This is a genomic window from Bacillus sp. OK048 (assembly GCF_900103525.1).
Classification (GTDB): domain Bacteria; phylum Bacillota; class Bacilli; order Bacillales; family Cytobacillaceae; genus Neobacillus.
In genome coordinates, this window is the sequence record NZ_FNHN01000001.1 from 474,998 (window position 1) to 493,778 (window position 18,781).

Genomic DNA, 18,781 nt, shown 5'->3' on the forward strand with positions numbered 1-18,781 from the left:
AATACAACGTTTTTCAGCAAAAAGCAAGGTCTAACCAAATAATATGTTATTTTTTAAAGTATTTTATTGTATTTTGCTTATCTCTCTCTATTTGAGAGACGAGTTCTTCGATTCCCGAGAATTTTTGTTCTTTGCGAAGGTATTGGTGCCATTCAATGATTACAAACTCATCATATATATATTTAGTAAAATCAAATACATGGACTTCTACTGACACTCTTAACGCTTCCTTATTAAAGGTTGGCTTATATCCTACATTGCAAACCCCTTGGTACCAATGTTCACCTATCTTGATTTTCACTGCATAAACACCAAGCGGGGGTAAAATATAATCTTCGTTTGTTTCGACATTTGCCGTTGGAAATCCAATGGTCCTGCCTCTTTTATCCCCATGGATAACAAAACCAGTTGTTAGATAGTATCTACCAAGCAACTCTGGTAATTCAGCTGTTTTTCCTTCTTTAATATATTGACGGATTCGAGTTGAACTAACTTTTTCATCTCCACAGGTGAATTTTTCAACTACTGTAAAAGTAAACTTCTCTCTTGAATGGAATGGCAATGTCTCCATCGTTCCTTTTCCCATCCGGCCATAAGAGAAATCAAATCCAGCAACTACATGTTTTACATTTAGATCTATTACAAATTGATCAATAAATTCTTGTGGCAGCAGGTTAGCAAAATCTGCAGTGAAGTTGACAATAAAAAGATAATCGACACCTAAATCCTCAATAATTTTTATCTTTGCTGCTAACGGGGTAATATATTGAACACGCCCAACGTTCTTCCTTAACACTACCGATGGATGAGGGTCAAAGGTCATGACAGCAGATTGAAGTCCTTTTTCCTTCGCATGTTTTTTTGCCTCAAGAATTACTTTTTGATGGCCACGATGCACACCGTCAAAATAGCCAAGTGCCATAGATAACGGTGGTATTAAGGATTTATCTATATCTAAAGGGAAATTTAGCTTTATTATTTCCAAATGAAACTCACCTTTTCTTGACGGTAACCTGATTTAACCTTGATCATTACGCAAAACTTTAACTGGTTTTAAAAGCCCTGGCTTGTCCGGGTGTACCGAATAAATGGCAAGAGCTTTTCCTTCTTTGTTTTCCGCGCATATAGGTCCGTTGCTATTTTTTAAAAACTCTGGTATAGGTAAAAGTGCGCCATTTTTCACTTTCTCTGCTACTTTATCATTAATTATGTATTTCGGCAAATCCGAAAGTGCTAGTTCTAAGGGCCTTAAACAAGTGGAAATTGCACCCGTTTCCATTAATTTTTCAATCTCCTCGAAAGTAAGACAATCTTCAATTGTAAAGGCTGCTGATTGGACTCGTACTAAATTTGACATATGGGCAGGGTAGCCTAGACTTTCGCCAATCATTACTGCTAATGTCCTTATATATGTTCCCTTACTACAGCTTACACGAAAACGAAATGAAATCGTTTCTCCTGTGAACTCTTCTCTATCATCCAGCAATTCGATTGCGTAAATCGTTACTTTTCTTGTTGGACGTTCTACTTCAATTCCTTTACGAGCATATTCATATAGCCGAGTACCAGCTACTTTTACGGCAGAATACATCGGGGGAGTTTGTTCTATTTCACCTAAAAAAGAATCAAGTACTTCAAGAATATCTTTCCTGCTGAAGGAACGTGCTACCTTCTTTTCCTCCACCATTTCTCCAGAAGCATCTTCGGTTGTAGTAGAGTAGCCTATTGTTACTTCTCCTTCATAACTTTTCCCTGCATCGGTTATATATTCTGCAACCTTTGTTGCCTTTCCTATACAAATAGGAAGGACACCTGTTACGTCAGGGTCAAGTGTTCCTGTATGACCGACTTTTTTTGTTTTTAAAATTTTTCTCAATCTAAAAACACAATCATGTGAGGTTAACCCCGCTGGTTTATATAATGGTAAAATTCCTTCCATCGCAATCACCCTCCATTTAAGATTCGAAAAAAAAGGATAGACAATTGTCTATCCACTTATTCTTCTTCATTTTTATCTATGCTTTTTTCGTCATGGTGCAATTGATGAATAAGAGTATTAATACGATTCCCGTACTCCATCGATTCATCCCATTCAAAAAGGATTTCAGGTGTTTTGCGCAGGCGGATACGATGTCCAATTTCTGTTCTGATAAAGCCAGTCGCCTTTGCTAGACCTTTTAAGGTATTTTCCTTTTGTTCATCATCACCCAAAACAGAAATATATACTTTTGCCTGCTGCAGATCTCCTGTTACTTGAACATCTGTAACCGTCACAAAGCCGATCCGGGGATCCTTAATTTTTCGACCGATGATGTCACTTAGTTCTTTCTTCATTTGTTCTCCAACACGATTTGCTCTGTGGCTCATGCCTTCACCTCTTAACTTTAAAGCCATTCTATCTCGGTGATCGTTCTTTCTATTTCAGGAAAAGAATCAATTAATTTAAGTGCATTTTGCAGTTCCAGTTCAGTCATTACCCGGTTAGATGTGACAGCAGTGATTGCTATTTTCGTTCTTTGCCAAACATCCTGAAAACCAACTTCTGAAACAGATACATTAAATTTTTGCTTTAACCTGGTAAGAATACGCTGCAAAACAGCACGTTTCTCTTTCAATGAATGTGCATCATAGATAATACATTCACAAAGTGCTAAACCTACAATCATTTACGCTCAATTTCTTCCATGATGTAAGCTTCAATAATATCTCCTTCTTTAACATCATTGAAGTTTTTAATGGTAATACCACATTCATAACCTTGCGCGACCTCTTTAGCGTCATCTTTAAATCGTTTTAATGCATCAATATTTCCTTCGAAAATGACAACACCATTACGAATTAAACGAATTCCGCTATCACGAGTAATTTTCCCGTCAATTACATAAGAACCAGCAATGGTTCCAACCTTAGAAACTTTAAAGGTTTGACGAACTTCCGCTTGACCAATTACTTTTTCCTTAAATTCAGGATCAAGCATACCTTTCATAGCGGCTTCAATTTCTTCAATAACCTTGTAAATAATGCTGTGAAGTCGAACGTCGACCTTTTCTTGCTCAGCTGCACGTTTCGCATTTACATCAGGACGAACGTTAAAGCCAATTACAATCGCATTAGAAGCAGAAGCTAGGGTAATATCTGACTCGTTAATAGCACCAGCACCACTATGAATAATTTTGATATTAACGCCTTCAACGTCAATTTTTTGCAGTGAAGCTGCCACAGCTTCAGCTGAACCTTGAACATCCGCTTTTAGGATGATATTTAAATCCTTCATCTCACCTTGCTTTAACTGTTCAAATAAGTTATCTAGGCTGACGATTGTTTTTTCTCCACGCTGTACTACCAATGCTTGCTGTGCACGTGCTTCTCCTACTTGACGAGCTGTTTTCTCATCGTCAAATACAACGAAACGGTCACCTGCCTGTGGAACATCACTTAATCCTGTAATTTCAACAGGTGTAGACGGTCCAGCTTCTTTCACACGGCGTCCTACGTCATTTACCATTGCACGAACACGACCATATGTGTTTCCTACAACAATAGGGTCACCTATTTTCAGTGTACCATTCTGTACGAGCAAGGTAGCCACTGATCCACGGCCTTTATCTAATTGTGCTTCAATTACGGTACCAACTGCTTTACGATCCGGATTTGCTTTCCATTCTTCCACTTCACTAACAAGTAGAACCATTTCGAGCAAACTATCTATCCCATCACCATTTTTCGCAGAAATTGGAACAAAAATCGTATCTCCGCCCCATGCTTCGGAAACTAAACCATGCTCGGTAAGTTCCTGCATCACACGATCAGGATTTGCTGTTTCCTTATCCATCTTATTAACTGCAACGATAATTGGAACTTCTGCAGCCTTAGCATGGTTAATAGCTTCAACCGTTTGCGGCATAACACCGTCATCAGCCGCTACCACTAGGATTGTGATATCCGTGATTTTTGCACCACGAGCACGCATTGTTGTGAAGGCAGCATGTCCCGGTGTATCAAGGAATGTGATCTTCTTACCATTTTCAACAACTTGGTAGGCACCAATATGCTGGGTTATTCCACCCGCTTCACCTTCGGTTACCTTAGTGTGACGAATGGAATCAAGCAAGGTTGTTTTCCCATGGTCGACGTGACCCATAATCGTAACAACTGAAGGTCTTTCAATAAGTTCTTCAGAAGCATCTTCTGTAAAATAAACTTCAAGGTCTGTGGTATCGATTTTAATTTCTTCTTCTACCTCTACCCCATATTCACTGGCAATTAATTCAATGGCGTCCTTGTCAAGTACCTGATTAATTGTCGCCATTACTCCAAGTAAGAAGAGTTTCTTAATTATTTCAGAAGGTTCGCGGTAGATCTTTTTAGCCAACTCTCCAACAGTCAAAGAATCACTAAAAGTAATTTTTGCCGGAAGCTCTTTCACTTTCCTTACTTGTGGCTGTGTTTGTTGAACCGGAGTATGGTTCTTTTTCCGGTTATTATTATTATTGCGGTTTTGATTATTATTATTAAAAGGTTTTTTATTCCCTTTCCCTGCACTGAAAACTTTAGTTTCCTTTGATTGGAATTGTTGATTTTGCTTTTTAGTATCAACTGTTTTTGGCGGTGAGACCACTTTTACTTTGCTAGGAGTTGTTTTTGAGTCATCTTCCTCGAAAGCTTTTGGACTTGTTTTACTTTGCACTTGTGGTTTAGCTCCCTGCTGCTGTGGTTTTTGACTCGGGCGATTTTGTTGTTGAGGTTTTGCCTGCATTTGCCCCGTATTGCTTTGGTTTTTATTATAAGTTGCATCCAGTTTTACTAATGCAGCTTCCTCAATTGTTGCCATATGATTTGAAACTTCAATGTTCATTTCTTTCAATTTAGTGATTACATCTTTACTTGAAATATTATGTTTCTTTGCATACTCATAAACACGTATTTTACTCATATTTTCACCCCCGCTAGAATTAATCGAGCAACGTCATCAGTTTTTTTGCAAATCCATTATCCAGTACAGCTACAACTACGCGGGCTTCTTTGCCAATCGCTTGGCCTAGAAGGTGGCGATCTTCCACTAGTTTATAGGGAACTTCGTATGACTTACATTTATCTGTAATTTTTTTTGTCGTATTTGCAGATGCATCTGCTGATAATAAAACGAGCTTTGCTTTTCCGCTTCGGATCTCCTTAACAGAAAGCTCCTCACCCGATATGATTTTCCGTGCTCGATTTGCTAAGCCAAGTAACGACATCCATTGATTTGTCTTCATATGGACTGCCTATTTTCCTTCTCTATCAGTTCCAATAATTCTTCATATAAAGATTCACTAATGGAAACTTGTAAATGATTTGCTAAGGTATTTTTTTTCTTGGCTAGTAGGACCACTTCCTTGTCCTTAGAAAGGTATGCACCTCTTCCCGACTTTTTCCCTGTCAGGTCGATAGATACATCTCCCTCTTTTGAGCGAACGATGCGAACGAGTTCTTTTTTCGGCTTCATTTCACCGGTTGCGACACACTTCCGCATAGGAACCTTTTTACGATTGTTCACGATCATTCACCTCACTTATTAATCCAATTCTTCTTCATCATTAAAGTCTACATCTACTTGATCATCAAAAAGACGGATCATTTCTTCACGTGGATAGATTCCTAGTTCACGTGCTTCTGTTTCAGATTTAATATCTATTTTCCACCCAGTTAACTTTGCTGCAAGGCGGGCATTTTGTCCGCGCTTTCCAATTGCAAGTGAAAGCTGATAATCTGGTACTACTACCGTTGTCGCTTTTTCAGATTCATTCACCATGACATCTAATACTTTAGATGGACTTAGAGAGTTTGCAACAAAGACAACTGGATTGTCGGACCATTTAACGATGTCAATTTTCTCACCTTTTAATTCATTGACTACCGCTTGAACCCTTGTACCTTTTGGACCTACACAGGAACCAACTGGATCAACCTCATGATTATCCGAATGCACTGAAATTTTTGAACGGTCACCAGCTTCACGAGCAACTGATTTTATCTCAACCGTGCCATCATATATTTCTGGAACCTCAATTTCGAATAATCTTTTCAGTAGTCCAGGATGTGTTCTTGATACAAAAATCTGTGGACCTTTGGTTGTCTTTTCAACTTTGGTAATAAATACCTTAATTCGATCATGAGGCTTATAACGCTCATTTGGCATTTGTTCGTTTACAGGAAGCAGTGCTTCAATTTTTCCAAGGCTGACATAAATAAATTTCGAATCAAGTCTTTGGACAATTCCAGTCATAATATCTTCTTCACGATCAATGAACTCGGAATAAATAATGCCTCTTTCTGCTTCTCGAACTCGTTGAGTAACAACTTGCTTTGCCGTTTGAGCTGCAATTCTACCAAAGTCCTTTGGAGTTACTTCCATTTCGACAATATCTTCCACATCATAGTTAGGGTTAATGCGTCTAGCATCTTCTACTGAAATTTCAAGACGAGGGTCAAAAACTTGATCCACCACTTCTTTTCTTGCAAAAACTCGCATTGAGCCTGTTTGAAGGTTTATATCAATTCGAACATTTTGGGCTTGATTGAAGTTGCGACGATAGGCCGACACTAATGCTGCTTCAATCGCATCAATTAATACATCTCTAGAAATGCCCTTTTCTCTTTCTAGTATTGTAAGAGCATCTAATAATTCGCTGCTCATTTGATCATATCCCCCTATCTCTCATATATTTATATTTTATTATGAAAAAGTAACTGCCAGCCTTGCGCTTGCCACTTTTTCAAAAGGAATCTCAATTACTTTTTTGCGAGTTTTGATTTTCATCTCCAGTTTCACTGTTTGCCCGTCATATTCCAGTAATGTTCCTTCAAATCCTTTTTCGCCGTCAATCGGCTCGTATGTTTTGATAAAGACATTCTTGCCAATTGCCTTTTCAAAATCTTTTGCTTTTTTAAGCGGTCGCTCTGCACCAGGAGAAGATACCTCAAGAAAATAATTCTGGGTTATCGGGTCAAGCTCATCGAGTTTTTCACTAAGCCGTTCACTGACAGTGCCACAATCCTCAATATCAACACCATTCTCTTTATCAATATATACGCGCAGAAACCAGTTTTTCCCTTCTTTTACAAACTCAATTTCCACCAATTCAAGTCCCAAGTCTTGTAAAATTGGCTGCGTTAGCTCTTCTACTACTTCCGTTACTTTGCTCATGTTCAACCTCCCTTACCGACATTTTCACCCATATTATACGTATTTCACGGAAAGTTTTATAAATAACTCTTCAAAAAAATTCTTTATACAAAAACGAAAGAGCGGGTTTCCCCACTCTTGTTCACGAGAGTATTTCTTAGTATTTCCAATAAAACTATACCATAACCAATTTTTATATGCAAACCGAATCGCATTATATACAGGTTTTTACTATTTAGAATAGTGATAGCTGATTTTGCTCTGGTAATGAACTCAGACAGCCTTGCTTGTCTAAATATTCTAGAATAGTTTTTGATACTTTACCACGCTGTTGTAAGTCTTCTTTCGAAAGAAATTCTCCATCCTGTCTTGATTTCACAATATTATAAGCCGCATTGGTTCCAAGTCCAGGGATTGAATTAAATGGAGGAATTAACGAATTTCCTTCAATGATAAACTCTGACGCATCTGATTTATATAGATCGTAATTTTGGAAAGAAAAGCCTCTTTCCGTCATTTCAAGTGCTAGTTCCAGAACGGTAAGTAAGTTTTTTTCCTTATTGGATGCCTCAAGGCCCTTTGCATTGATTTCTTCAATTTTTGCGCGAATGGATTCTGAACCACGTGACATCGCTTCAATATCAAAATCTTCTGCCCGAACAGTAAAATAGGCTGCGTAATATAAAAGTGGAAGATGAACCTTGAAATAAGCAATCCTTACGGCCATTAACACATAGGCCGCAGCATGAGCCTTCGGGAACATATATTTTATCTTTTTACAAGAATCAATATACCATTCAGGCACTTCATTTTTGCGCATTTCAGCTTCCATTTCTTCTGATAAGCCTTTCCCTTTACGAACCGATTCCATTATTTTAAAGGCAAAAGACGGGTCTAGTCCCTGATAAATAAGGTAAACCATGATATCATCCCGGCAGCCGATTACTTCGCTTAGATTACAAGTTCGGTTATGGATTAGTTCCTGAGCATTTCCAAGCCATACATCCGTTCCATGTGATAAACCAGAAATTTGAACTAATTCAGAAAAAGTCGTTGGTTTTGTGTCTTCAAGCATCTGACGGACAAATCGTGTCCCGAATTCTGGTATCCCTAACGTACCTGTTTTACACATTATTTGCTGTTCCGTTACCCCTAATGATTCAGTTCCACTAAAGATTTTCATCACTTCTGGATCATCCGTAGGTATGGTTTTCGGATCCATTCCACTTAAGTCTTGAAGCATTCTGATTACTGTTGGGTCATCGTGACCAAGTATATCTAGTTTTAAGACATTATCATGAATGGAATGGAAGTCAAAATGTGTTGTCTTCCATTCTGAATTTCGATCATCAGCTGGGAATTGAATCGGTGAAAAATCATAAACATCCATGTAATCAGGAATTACAATGATACCACCAGGATGCTGGCCAGTTGTCCGTTTTACTCCTGTACATCCGGAAACTAGTCTATCTATTTCTGCTCCGCGTAATTGTAAATTATTATCCTGCTGATAGGCCTTTACATATCCGAAGGCTGTTTTTTCTGCTACAGTTCCAATTGTACCTGCACGAAAAACATTGTCTTCACCGAAAAGAACCTTTGTATAGTTATGAGCTCGAGGCTGATACTCCCCAGAAAAATTCAAGTCGATATCTGGAACCTTGTCCCCTTTAAAACCTAGGAATGTTTCAAACGGAATATCATGTCCGTCTTTTCGATATTTACCGCCACACTCTGGGCAGTCCTTATCAGGTAAGTCAAAGCCTGAACCAACTTTACCATCATTAAAAAATTCTGAATGCTTGCAGGTTGGACAGACATAGTGTGGGGGCAGCGGATTTACCTCTGTAATTTCTGTCATGGTAGCAACAAAGGAAGAACCGACTGAACCACGGGAACCAACAAGGTAACCATCATCCAAAGACTTTTTTACAAGTTTATGCGAGATTAAGTAGATAACGGCGAAGCCATGTCCGATGATACTTTTCAACTCTTTTTCAAGGCGAGCCTCCACGATTTCCGGTAACGGTTCTCCGTAAATCTTCTTTGCCATTGAATAACTCATCTCTCGCATTTCTTCATCGGCACCTTCGATTTTCGGTGTATATAAATCGTCTTTGATTGGTTTTATTGTGTCTACCATGTCCGCGATTTTGTTCGAATTGGTTACGACTATTTCCTTCGCTTTTTCTTTCCCTAAGAACGAAAAGGCAGCAAGCATTTCATTCGTTGTCCTAAAATGGACATCAGGTAGGTTGTGACGGTTTAGTGGATTTGCACCACCCTGTGAATTAACTAAGATTTTCCGGTATATCTTGTCGTTTTCATTTAAATAATGGACATTTCCAGTTGCAACAACTGGAATGCCTAATTTATCACCCAGCTTTACGATATTACCAATAATATCTTCAAGCGCCTTTTCGTCACGAACAAGTTCCATCTCTATCAAAGGAGCATTTACTTCCTTCGGCATGACCTCGAGATAATCATAGAAATGTGCATGAGCTTCCACTTCATCTGGAGACTTTTGCATCATTCCCTCAAAAACTTCTCCTTTATTACAGCCAGAGCCTACCAAAATACCTTCCCGATATTTTTGAAGAACGGATCGTGGTAATCTCGGTACCCGATAAAAAAATTCTAAATGCGAAATGGAGACAAGTTTAAATAAATTCTTTAAACCTGCTTCCGTTTGCGCTAGCAGTGTACAGTGGAAAGGACGTGCCCGCTGATAGGCATTTCCTTTCCCCATGTAATCGTTAAATTGATCATGATATTCAATATTTTTTTCAGTTGCGTCTTTAAGCATTTTCAACAGTAGGTATCCTGTTGCTTCTGCATCATAAATTGCTCGATGATGCTGGGTTAATTCAATATCAAATTTCTTGGTTAAAGTGTTTAAGCGATGATTTTTCATTTCTGGATACAGAAATCTACCCAATTCAAGAGTATCAATGACCGGGTTTTTTGCCTTTTCCAGCCCAATGTTTTTATACCCGACATTAAGGAAACCCATATCAAAAGAGGCATTGTGCGCAACTAGGACAGCGTCTTCTACCCAATCATGAAATCTTTGGATGACTTCCCCGACTTCTGGAGCATTTTGCACCATATCATCGGTAATTCCTGTTAAGTTAATCGTTGTCGCCGATAACCGATGATGCGGATTTGCAAACGATTCAAAACGATCGATTATTTCCCCATCTTTAATCTTTACTGCTGCAAGTTCAATTATGGTATCATATACGGCTGATAAACCTGTCGTTTCAACGTCAAATACAACAAATGTATCTTCCGCCAATAAACGATGCGCATCATTATAAGTAATCGGGACACCATCATCCACAAGATTTACTTCAACACCATAGAGGATTTTAATATCGTTTTTCTTTCCAGCGCCAAATGCCTCTGGAAAGGATTGAGCTACCGCGTGGTCCGTAACTGCAATCGCCTTATGTCCCCATTTACTTGCTTGAGAAATAAGTGTTGATACCGGTGTAACAGCATCCATTTGGCTCATTGGTGTATGGAGGTGCAGCTCTACTCGTTTTTCATTTTCTGGTGCTGTATCCTTACGTGCAGCTGGTTTAATTTCGTTTATATCATTACCTATCATGACTAAATCTCGGACAAAGGTATCATTTTGAATACTTCCTCGTACTCGTACCCACATTCCTTTTTTCACTAATTGGTAAAGGGCTGCGTCCTCTTTATCCCGAGAGAACATTTTAACCATAAGTGAACTTGTGTAATCAGTAATTTTGAATGTTAATAGAGTCCGCCCGCTTCTTAATTCCCTTGTTTCAGCATCAAAAATAAACCCTTCAACGGTAACTCGTCTTTCTTCATCAACGATATCAATCATGTTATGCAGGTCGGAACCGTCCTTAATGGTTAGCCCTATAGACAAAGGCCCTTCATGAACAGCTCCTCCTGCTTCCTTCTCCGCCTCTTTCTTTTGTAAATCAGCGAAGGCCATGAGTCCTCGTTCCTGATCTTCCTTTTGTTTTGCTAATAAAAACTTTTGGTATTCATCATTTTTTTCTTCACTGTTAATTTCTGTTTCGACTATTAAGCTTGGGAATCCGTACGATTGATATAGACTTGTAATAATAGCGCCATATTTCTTTTTTACTTGGATACCTTCCATTTCATTTCTTACAGAAACCGTTAGCTTATTCCCAGATATCGTAGGCACCTGTTCATTCAAGAGTTTTACCATCGGTGGTAAAATTCCTTCGATTTGCTGAATGCTATAATTCCAATACTCTAACAACAGCTCAGCGTGGAAGCTTGGTTCGGCTACCTGAATTTCATAAGAAATACTTGCTATAGTTGAAAACTTTCTTTCTAGTTGAGTAGTAAAGCGAAGGTACAAGCTAAAAGGAAGTATTTTTTCTAGTGAAAATTGAAAATGCCATTTGCGTGCTTTTTTTTCGACAATAAATCTTTCAATTTGAGCATTTTGAAATTGTGCTACTACAGCGTCCTCTTTTAATTCTAGTTGCTGGAGCAAGAGTAAGAATCGCTCTTTTTTGCCAGAGGCATGTTCGCTCATCATTCCCTCTCCTATCTATATAAAATCTTCTCTACACTTCTTATGTCAAATAATAATTATATCATATGATACAGAATCATTCGGCTGAATTCGACAGAAAAATTAAACCAAAAAAGGGTTCCATTGGAACCCTTTTTAATAATGATTCTTATAGGAAAAATCTTTGAATGTCGTTCCAGGTAACAACTAACATTAGAAGCATAAGCAATGCAAAGCCTATGAAGTGGACCATTCCTTCTTTATGTCGATCAATCGGCTTTCCTCTTACAGCTTCTACTGCGAAAAACATGAGTCGTCCACCATCAAGCGCCGGAATAGGCAGTAGGTTCATGATTCCAAGGTTAATACTTAGTATCGCTGCCCATTTCATAACATAGTAGATACCTGACTGAACAACTGTATCCGTTGAAGCATATATCCCAACTGGACCGGAGAGCATGTCGATTGAGAACTGACCAGTGACTAATTGACCCAGCATGACAAAAATTTGCTTTGTCCAAAAGTATGTCTCGGTAAAACCAGCAGTAATAGCTTTCAGTGGGGATTTCTCTATCGGGCTATAAACACCAATCAAGCCTATTTTTTCACCTTCAACGGTTTGTTCTTTTGGAGTAACTGTGATCTCCTGCTCTTCTCCATTACGGCTAATAGAGAAGTCTAGTTTTTCATTTGGATTTTCCCTAATGATTTCTACAACGTCAGACCAGCTTGAAATTTCAGCGTCATTAATGCTTTGGACAATGTCACCTTCCATCAGACCAGCAGCATTGGCTGCACCATCAGAGGTAATTTCACCTAATTTTGGTTCATTGGTCGGAACACCCTGTAGAATAGCGATAATAATGAATAAAAAGAAAGCAAGCACAAAATTCATCATTGGACCTGCAAAAATCGCCATTGTTCTTTGTGGTAAGGTTTTGGAAGCAAATTGACGATTATATGGTGCCAATTGTGTTTCAATTCCATTTTCTACAGTCACAGCAGTCGGACTTACGGTGAACGTTTGTAATCTTTCATCCTCATCTTCTGGATAGCCCTTAATAAACAGCTTGTGTTCAATATCAGCCTGCTCCACTTCAATAATCCGACAATCAGGATACTTTTCTTTATTGTTCAAAATGATTTTATTTACGATATTATCTTTGTCAAACAATAGCCCAATTCGGTAGCCAGGCTTAATTTCAACCATTTCTGGGTCTTCTCCAGCCATCCGGACAAAGCCGCCAATAGGCAATAATCGAATAGTGTAGGTTGTTTCCCCCTTTTTATGCGTGAAAACCTTTGGGCCAAATCCAATTGCAAATTCACGGCATAAAATTCCTGCACGTTTTGCAAATATCAAATGGCCTAATTCATGGAAGAAGACTAGTGCACCAAAGATAACAATAAAGGCAATAACTGTAGTCAAACTAAAAAACCACCTTTTTTATAGAAGTGTTTGTACAAACTGTCTTGTTTCTTTGTCCACTTCTTGAATAATGGATAAGTCAGGATTCATAATCAAGTCATGCTTGCTTAATGCTTTCTCTATCAAATCCTCAATCTGTAAGAAATTAATCCTTTCATTTAAAAATGCAGCTACGGCAACTTCATTGGCTGCATTCAAAACCGTTGGCAGTGTTCCGCCTCTTTTGCCTGCCTCGTAGGCAAATTTCATGCAGCGAAAACGATTAACATCCATTTCTTGAAAATGCAGCTTACCAATTTGTGCCAAATTTAAACGTTGTGAGCTAGGAAGTGGTAACCGGTCAGGATAGGAAAGTGCATATTGAATCGGGACTCTCATATCAGGTGTGCCAAGCTGGGCTATCACTGAACTATCATGAAATTCTACCATTGAATGAATAATACTTTCTTTATGAAGCAAAACATCAATTTTTTCATAAGGAATATTATAAAGCCAATGAGCCTCAATTACCTCAAGCCCTTTATTCATCATTGTGGCAGAATCAATGGTGATTTTTGCTCCCATTGACCAATTAGGATGATTTAATGCTTCGCTAACTGTGACACCTTCTAGCTCTTTACGAGTCCGATCACGGAAGCTGCCGCCAGATGCCGTCAAAATTAATCTGTCAATATTCTTTTCTTTTTCTCCCTGCAAACACTGAAAGATAGCTGAGTGTTCACTATCAACAGGGAGCAATGCCACCCCATTTTTCTCTGCAGCCTCGATAACAAGATGACCTGCCGTTACAAGAGTTTCTTTATTTGCAATCGCAATGGTTTTGCCACTTTCAATCGCTTGCAATGTTGGGTTTAATCCAACGCTTCCAATAACAGCATTTACAAGTATATCTGCTGATGGATACACAGCTGCCTCAATGAGGCCCTCCTCACCAAAGGTAAACGTAGTAGTTGGAAATTCTAATTTTAATGTATTACAATCCTGATAATCTTGTACAGAAACCAGCTCTGGCTTAAATTCATTAATTATTTTTCTTGCTAATTCTAAATTTTTCCCTAAAGAAATAGCAACTAGCTTAAATTCTCCTGGATGTTCTCGAATAATATCTAAGGTCTGGGTGCCGATAGAACCTGTTGCCCCCAGAATGCTAATCATTTTCAAAAAAATTCAACTCCGGACTTTAATGAAATCTACCATAAATGAAATAGGTTTAATAATGGCAATACGAATAATAAACTATCGAATCGGTCCAGGATTCCACCATGACCTGGCAAAATATTACCTGAATCCTTCACATTGAAATGACGTTTAAAAGCGGACTGTACAAGATCACCTATTTGTCCAAAGATTGAAAGGACAACGGTAATTGCCAGTAAATAAAGGAAGGTTGCATTTATTTCAGAAAAAACTGCAAAAAGTACAGCAACAATTAAGGCACTCACTACTCCGCCGATTGATCCCTCGACAGTTTTATTTGGACTTATTTCCGGCCAAAGTTTGTTTTTTCCAATAGCTTTTCCAATAAAATAAGCACCGGAATCTGTTGCCCATATCATAAATAGTAAGTAGAAAATATAGACGATACCGGCATCACGGGTCTCCATAAAGAAATAAAAGCCAATTCCTACATAAATAGCAGATAGAATTGAAAAACCAACATCTTCAAAGGTAAAACGATTTTTGGTTAATACCGTGTAGGTTAATAGCAATAAAATAAATGCGATACTTATTTCTGTTTTTGTATAATAAAAAGTATTTAATAGATCATTATACTGCTCCGGTAAAAGAATAACCCAGAGAAAGAAAACAGTTAACAGTCCATGAACAGAAAAAATACTAAGTTTTTTCATCTTCAATAATTCATATAAACCAACAGTTGCAAGAAAGTACGTTAAGAGGACAAATGGCAGTTTACCATAAAAAACAATCGGTAAAAATAAAGCAGCTGCTACGACCCCTGTAATGATTCTTTGCTTCATCTAAGATTTCAACACCTTTATAGTACTTGAGCGAGAATAAATTTTTAAATACCGCCAAAACGACGTTGACGATTTTGATAGGCTTCTATTGCTTCAATTAAATGCTTTTCTCTAAAATCTGGCCATAATACTTCGGTAAACCAAAACTCAGAGTATGCCAATTGCCATAACATAAAATTACTTAGCCTTATTTCACCACTTGTTCGGATTAATAAATCTGGATCACTAAGATCGGAAGTCATAAGATACGAGGAAAAAACTTCTTCGTTTAACTCGCTCTCTTTCAGTATTCCACTTTTATAATCATTTAAGACTTTTTTAGTCGCATCAATAATCTCTGATCTACTTCCATAGTTCAATGCAAAGTTTAATACGAGTCCATCATTGTTCTTTGTTTCCCGAATAGCTTTTTCAATTGCATTTAATGTATGTACCGGCAGTTGATCTTTATACCCCATCATTGCTACTTGAACATTTTCTTCAATTAATTCAGGCAGAAAGGTTCCTAAAAATTCCTCTGGAAGTTTCATTAAGTAATCTACTTCATTTTTTGGACGCTTCCAATTTTCAGTAGAAAAAGCATATAACGTTAGCGTTTTTATACCAAGTGTGTTTGCTAACTTCGTTATTTTACGAACAACCTTCATACCTTCATGATGTCCGGCAATCCGCGGCAAAGCTCTCTTCTTCGCCCAACGTCCATTGCCATCCATAATAATCGCAACATGTTCTGGAACCGGCAATTCTTTAACCTTTTCTATAGTTTCTCGGAGTGTGGAAGAGGTATTATTTTGTTTCTTCCATAGCCTTATTTTATTAAACATGACATTGCTCCTCCAAATTAAGATAATCATTTCCTCCGATAATAGATCATGCCCACAGAGCCTGTGTTGATATATATGAAGAATGCTGATTTTTGCATGCTTTTATCATACCAAAAAAGTAAGAATATATCTTCTACTAAATAAGTTATGTACTAGTCCAAAAATTAAGAATGAAGATTTATTATCGTTTAAAACATCTTCTAGTGAATAATAGTTAAAAAACCCCCTAAAAAGAGGGTTCCTCAAAATAACGCTGTGTTAAACTGGGTGGTTGATTTTTGCTCCACTAAGGAAAGCTTCTTTGAATAAACTCCGCAGTGACAGGCGGTCTCTGCCTGTCACGAGGCACTTCGCTTTCCGCAGGCGGTTCGGGAAGCCTCCTCGGCGCTAAAGCGCCTGCGGGGTCTCCCCTGTCCCGTCCTCCTGCAGGAGTCTCGTGCCTTCCGCACAAATCAACATTGTTATAAAATCAACATATACAATTAACACAGTCTTAAAATAATTAAACTTCCAAGATTTCTTTTTCTTTGTCTTTGGTTATTTGATCGACCTTACTGATATGGTCGTCGGTGAGTTTTTGAATATCGTCAGAATAACCACGGAGGGCATCCTCGGTAATGTCTCCACTCTTCTCCAGCTTTTTAAGGTCATCGTTTCCATCTCGTCGGATATTACGAATTGCTACCTTTGCTTCTTCAGATTCTTTTTTAACTAATTTTACTAACTCTTTTCTACGTTCTTCTGTCAATTGAGGAATCGCAATTCGGATTACTTGACCATCATTAGTAGGGTTTATTCCTAAATCAGATTTAAGAATTGCCTTTTCAATCGCACCAAGAATTGATTTATCATAAGGCTGGATGACCAGGAGTCGAGCTTCTGGTGTTGAAATTCCAGCCATTTGATTCACTGGTGTAGGTGCTCCATAATAGTCAATTGTGATTCTATCGAGTAATGAAGCACTAGCTCTTCCCGCACGAATGCTTGCAAGCTCACGCGTATATGATTGAATTGCTTTTGTCATTTTATCCTTTGTTGTGGAAATCACTTGTTTTGGCATTAAATTTTCCCCCTAACAATCGTTCCAATTTTTTCTCCCATAACCGCTCGTTTAATATTTCCCTGTTCCATAATAGAGAAAACAATAAGCGGAATGTCATTATCCATACATAATGAAGAAGCTGTTGAATCCATAACCGCTAAACTTTCTTTAATAACATCAAGGAATGTGAGATCATCATACTTTGTTGCATTAGGATCAACACGCGGGTCAGCAGAATATACGCCATCCACATTATTTTTTGCCATCAATATCACTTCAGCATCGATTTCAGCAGCCCGTAAGGCAGCTGTTGTATCGGTTGAAAAATACGGATTCCCAGTACCCGCAGCAAAAATAACGACTCGCTTTTTTTCCAAATGTCTCATTGCTCGTCGTCTAATGTAAGGTTCAGCAACCTGACGCATTTCAATCGAGGTTTGTACACGAGATTCAATACCTAAGTTTTCTAGACTATCCTGAAGTGCCAAAGAATTCATAACAGTTGCTAGCATACCCATATAATCAGCTGTTGCTCTGTCCATTCCCATTTCACTGCCTATTTTCCCTCGCCAAATATTGCCGCCGCCGACTACAACTGCTACCTCGACACCTAGTTCAGCAATTTCCTTTACTTGGCCAGCAATAGACTTAATAACAGATGGTTTAATCCCAAAACTTGACTCTCCTGCAAGTGCTTCACCGCTTAACTTTAGTACAACACGTTTGTATTTAGGACCGCTCATATGAACCTCCTTAGTATGTATTTTTTAATAAAAACCTTTAAAAATAGGGAACACAACGTGTTCCCTATTCAAAATATATTCCTGTAATGTTACTCTAGGCGTACTTACTTTTTATTTACTTGATTCATAACTTCTTCAGCGAAGTTGTCTTCACGCTTTTCTATACCTTCTCCAACTTCATAGCGAACGAATTCACGTACAGTTGCGCCTTTTGATTCAACGAACTGACGAACTTTTTGGTCAGGGTTTTTAACGAAAGTTTGGTCAAGTAAGCATACATCTTCAAAATATTTTCCAAGACGACCTTCAACCATTTTAGCAACGATCTTTTCAGGCTTTCCTTCGTTAAGAGCTTGTGTAGTTAACACTTGACGTTCACGCTCAACTTCATCTTGAGACACTTGGTCACGAGAAACATATAAAGGTCTTAGAGCAGCAATGTGCATGGAAACATCTTTTGCAGAATCCGCTTCAGTAGTGCCTTCAAGAACTGTTAATACACTTATACGTCCACCCATGTGAAGGTAAGCACCAAAAGCATCATTATCCGATTTTGATAATACAGTAAAGCGGCGAAGTGATAATTTCTCACCAATTTTAGCAATAGCAGCATTGATATAATCTGCAACAGTCATTCCATTGATAGTTAGAGCAGTAGCTTCTTCAACTGTTGCTGGCTTGCTAGCAAGCAAGAGAGCAGCTAATTCTTTTACTAGGCTTTGGAATGCTTCGTTTTTTGCAACGAAATCAGTCTCTGAGTTTACTTCTAATATAACAGCATTATTTCCTTCAGCAACAACATATGTTAAACCTTCTGCAGCAATACGGTCACCTTTTTTCGCAGCTGAAGCAATTCCTTTTTCACGTAAGAAGTCAATTGCTTTTTCCATATCACCATTTGTTTCTGTTAATGCTTTTTTACAATCCATCATTCCTGCGCCTGTTTTTTCACGTAGTTCTTTTACCATTTGAGCAGTAACTGCCATAACTTATTTCCTCCTTTAAATACGTATGTACATAACAATAGCTTAGCCATTGAACACGAAGATTAACCTTTAAAAA

17 protein-coding genes are annotated in these 18,781 nt (G+C 38.2%); all 17 read right to left on the reverse strand.

The genetic code is table 11. The features are described 5' to 3' along the window. Positions 1 to 46: 46 nt before the first annotated feature. Positions 47 to 985, reverse strand: coding sequence for a bifunctional riboflavin kinase/FAD synthetase (gene ribF / locus BLR86_RS02265; protein ID WP_090758010.1), 939 nt, complete (start codon positions 983 to 985; stop codon positions 47 to 49). Positions 986 to 1,018: 33 nt separating this feature from the next. Continuing rightward, on the reverse strand, positions 1,019 to 1,939 hold the full coding sequence (gene truB, locus BLR86_RS02270) for a tRNA pseudouridine(55) synthase TruB (RefSeq protein WP_090758011.1): 921 nt from the start codon (positions 1,937 to 1,939) through the stop codon (positions 1,019 to 1,021). 56 nt (positions 1,940 to 1,995) lie between these two features. Continuing rightward, positions 1,996 to 2,367: a 30S ribosome-binding factor RbfA gene (rbfA, locus tag BLR86_RS02275; RefSeq protein WP_090758012.1), complete on the reverse strand. Its 372-nt coding sequence runs from the start codon at positions 2,365 to 2,367 to the stop codon at positions 1,996 to 1,998. A 17-nt stretch (positions 2,368 to 2,384) separates the two neighbouring features. Next, positions 2,385 to 2,666, reverse strand: coding sequence for a DUF503 domain-containing protein (locus tag BLR86_RS02280; RefSeq protein ID WP_090758013.1), 282 nt, complete (start codon positions 2,664 to 2,666; stop codon positions 2,385 to 2,387). Next, entirely contained in the window at positions 2,663 to 4,933 is a 2,271-nt protein-coding gene (gene infB / locus BLR86_RS02285; protein ID WP_090758014.1) for a translation initiation factor IF-2, read from the reverse strand. The genes BLR86_RS02280 and infB overlap by 4 nt, the downstream gene beginning before the upstream one ends. A 19-nt stretch (positions 4,934 to 4,952) precedes the next feature. Continuing rightward, positions 4,953 to 5,255 (reverse strand): YlxQ family RNA-binding protein, encoded by a 303-nt coding sequence (locus BLR86_RS02290; RefSeq protein WP_090758015.1) that lies wholly within the window; start codon positions 5,253 to 5,255, stop codon positions 4,953 to 4,955. Further along, complete coding sequence (locus tag BLR86_RS02295; RefSeq protein ID WP_090758016.1) at positions 5,252 to 5,536, reverse strand: RNase P modulator RnpM; 285 nt, start codon at positions 5,534 to 5,536, stop codon at positions 5,252 to 5,254. Before BLR86_RS02295 ends, BLR86_RS02290 begins: the two co-directional genes overlap by 4 nt. Before the next feature lie 18 nt (positions 5,537 to 5,554). Then, on the reverse strand, positions 5,555 to 6,676 hold the full coding sequence (gene nusA, locus BLR86_RS02300) for a transcription termination factor NusA (RefSeq protein ID WP_090758017.1): 1,122 nt from the start codon (positions 6,674 to 6,676) through the stop codon (positions 5,555 to 5,557). Positions 6,677 to 6,715: 39 nt separating this feature from the next. After that, positions 6,716 to 7,186, reverse strand: a complete 471-nt coding sequence (rimP, locus tag BLR86_RS02305) for a ribosome maturation factor RimP (RefSeq protein WP_090758018.1) — start codon at positions 7,184 to 7,186, stop codon at positions 6,716 to 6,718. Positions 7,187 to 7,400: 214 nt separating this feature from the next. After that, positions 7,401 to 11,723 (reverse strand): PolC-type DNA polymerase III, encoded by a 4,323-nt coding sequence (locus BLR86_RS02310; protein ID WP_090758019.1) that lies wholly within the window; start codon positions 11,721 to 11,723, stop codon positions 7,401 to 7,403. 148 nt (positions 11,724 to 11,871) lie between these two features. Next, a complete protein-coding gene (rseP, locus tag BLR86_RS02315) occupies positions 11,872 to 13,131 on the reverse strand; it encodes an RIP metalloprotease RseP (RefSeq protein ID WP_090758020.1) in 1,260 nt (419 codons plus the stop codon). An 18-nt stretch (positions 13,132 to 13,149) separates the two neighbouring features. After that, positions 13,150 to 14,292: a 1-deoxy-D-xylulose-5-phosphate reductoisomerase gene (gene dxr, locus BLR86_RS02320; protein ID WP_090758021.1), complete on the reverse strand. Its 1,143-nt coding sequence runs from the start codon at positions 14,290 to 14,292 to the stop codon at positions 13,150 to 13,152. 29 nt (positions 14,293 to 14,321) lie between these two features. After that, on the reverse strand, positions 14,322 to 15,110 hold the full coding sequence (locus BLR86_RS02325) for a phosphatidate cytidylyltransferase (protein WP_090758022.1): 789 nt from the start codon (positions 15,108 to 15,110) through the stop codon (positions 14,322 to 14,324). Between the two features lie 44 nt (positions 15,111 to 15,154). After that, complete coding sequence (locus BLR86_RS02330; protein WP_090758023.1) at positions 15,155 to 15,934, reverse strand: isoprenyl transferase; 780 nt, start codon at positions 15,932 to 15,934, stop codon at positions 15,155 to 15,157. A gap of 502 nt (positions 15,935 to 16,436) precedes the next feature. After that, entirely contained in the window at positions 16,437 to 16,994 is a 558-nt protein-coding gene (gene frr / locus BLR86_RS02335; protein WP_090758024.1) for a ribosome recycling factor, read from the reverse strand. Beyond that, positions 16,994 to 17,719 carry a UMP kinase gene (pyrH, locus tag BLR86_RS02340; protein WP_090758025.1) on the reverse strand — a complete coding sequence of 242 codons (726 nt, stop codon included), beginning with the start codon at positions 17,717 to 17,719 and terminating at the stop codon, positions 16,994 to 16,996. Before pyrH ends, frr begins: the two co-directional genes overlap by 1 nt. Positions 17,720 to 17,823: 104 nt before the next feature. After that, the gene (tsf, locus tag BLR86_RS02345) at positions 17,824 to 18,705 is read right to left on the reverse strand and encodes a translation elongation factor Ts (RefSeq protein ID WP_090758026.1); all 882 of its coding nucleotides are present in this window, start codon (positions 18,703 to 18,705) and stop codon (positions 17,824 to 17,826) included. Between the last annotated feature and the right edge of the window lie 76 nt (positions 18,706 to 18,781).

Excerpts from the sequence above, each read along its gene's own strand:
- truB (WP_090758011.1), bottom strand. The coding sequence starts at position 1,939 with ATGGAAGGAATTTTACCATTATATAAACCAGCGGGGTTAACCTCACAT.
- rbfA (WP_090758012.1), bottom strand. The coding sequence starts at position 2,367 with ATGAGCCACAGAGCAAATCGTGTTGGAGAACAAATGAAGAAAGAACTA.
- BLR86_RS02280 (WP_090758013.1), bottom strand. The coding sequence starts at position 2,666 with ATGATTGTAGGTTTAGCACTTTGTGAATGTATTATCTATGATGCACAT.
- infB (WP_090758014.1), bottom strand. The coding sequence starts at position 4,933 with ATGAGTAAAATACGTGTTTATGAGTATGCAAAGAAACATAATATTTCA.
- BLR86_RS02290 (WP_090758015.1), bottom strand. The coding sequence starts at position 5,255 with ATGAAGACAAATCAATGGATGTCGTTACTTGGCTTAGCAAATCGAGCA.
- nusA (WP_090758017.1), bottom strand. The coding sequence starts at position 6,676 with ATGAGCAGCGAATTATTAGATGCTCTTACAATACTAGAAAGAGAAAAG.
- rimP (WP_090758018.1), bottom strand. The coding sequence starts at position 7,186 with ATGAGCAAAGTAACGGAAGTAGTAGAAGAGCTAACGCAGCCAATTTTA.
- BLR86_RS02310 (WP_090758019.1), bottom strand. The coding sequence starts at position 11,723 with ATGAGCGAACATGCCTCTGGCAAAAAAGAGCGATTCTTACTCTTGCTC.
- BLR86_RS02325 (WP_090758022.1), bottom strand. The coding sequence starts at position 15,110 with ATGAAGCAAAGAATCATTACAGGGGTCGTAGCAGCTGCTTTATTTTTA.
- BLR86_RS02330 (WP_090758023.1), bottom strand. The coding sequence starts at position 15,934 with ATGTTTAATAAAATAAGGCTATGGAAGAAACAAAATAATACCTCTTCC.
- frr (WP_090758024.1), bottom strand. The coding sequence starts at position 16,994 with ATGCCAAAACAAGTGATTTCCACAACAAAGGATAAAATGACAAAAGCA.
- pyrH (WP_090758025.1), bottom strand. The coding sequence starts at position 17,719 with ATGAGCGGTCCTAAATACAAACGTGTTGTACTAAAGTTAAGCGGTGAA.
- tsf (WP_090758026.1), bottom strand. The coding sequence starts at position 18,705 with ATGGCAGTTACTGCTCAAATGGTAAAAGAACTACGTGAAAAAACAGGC.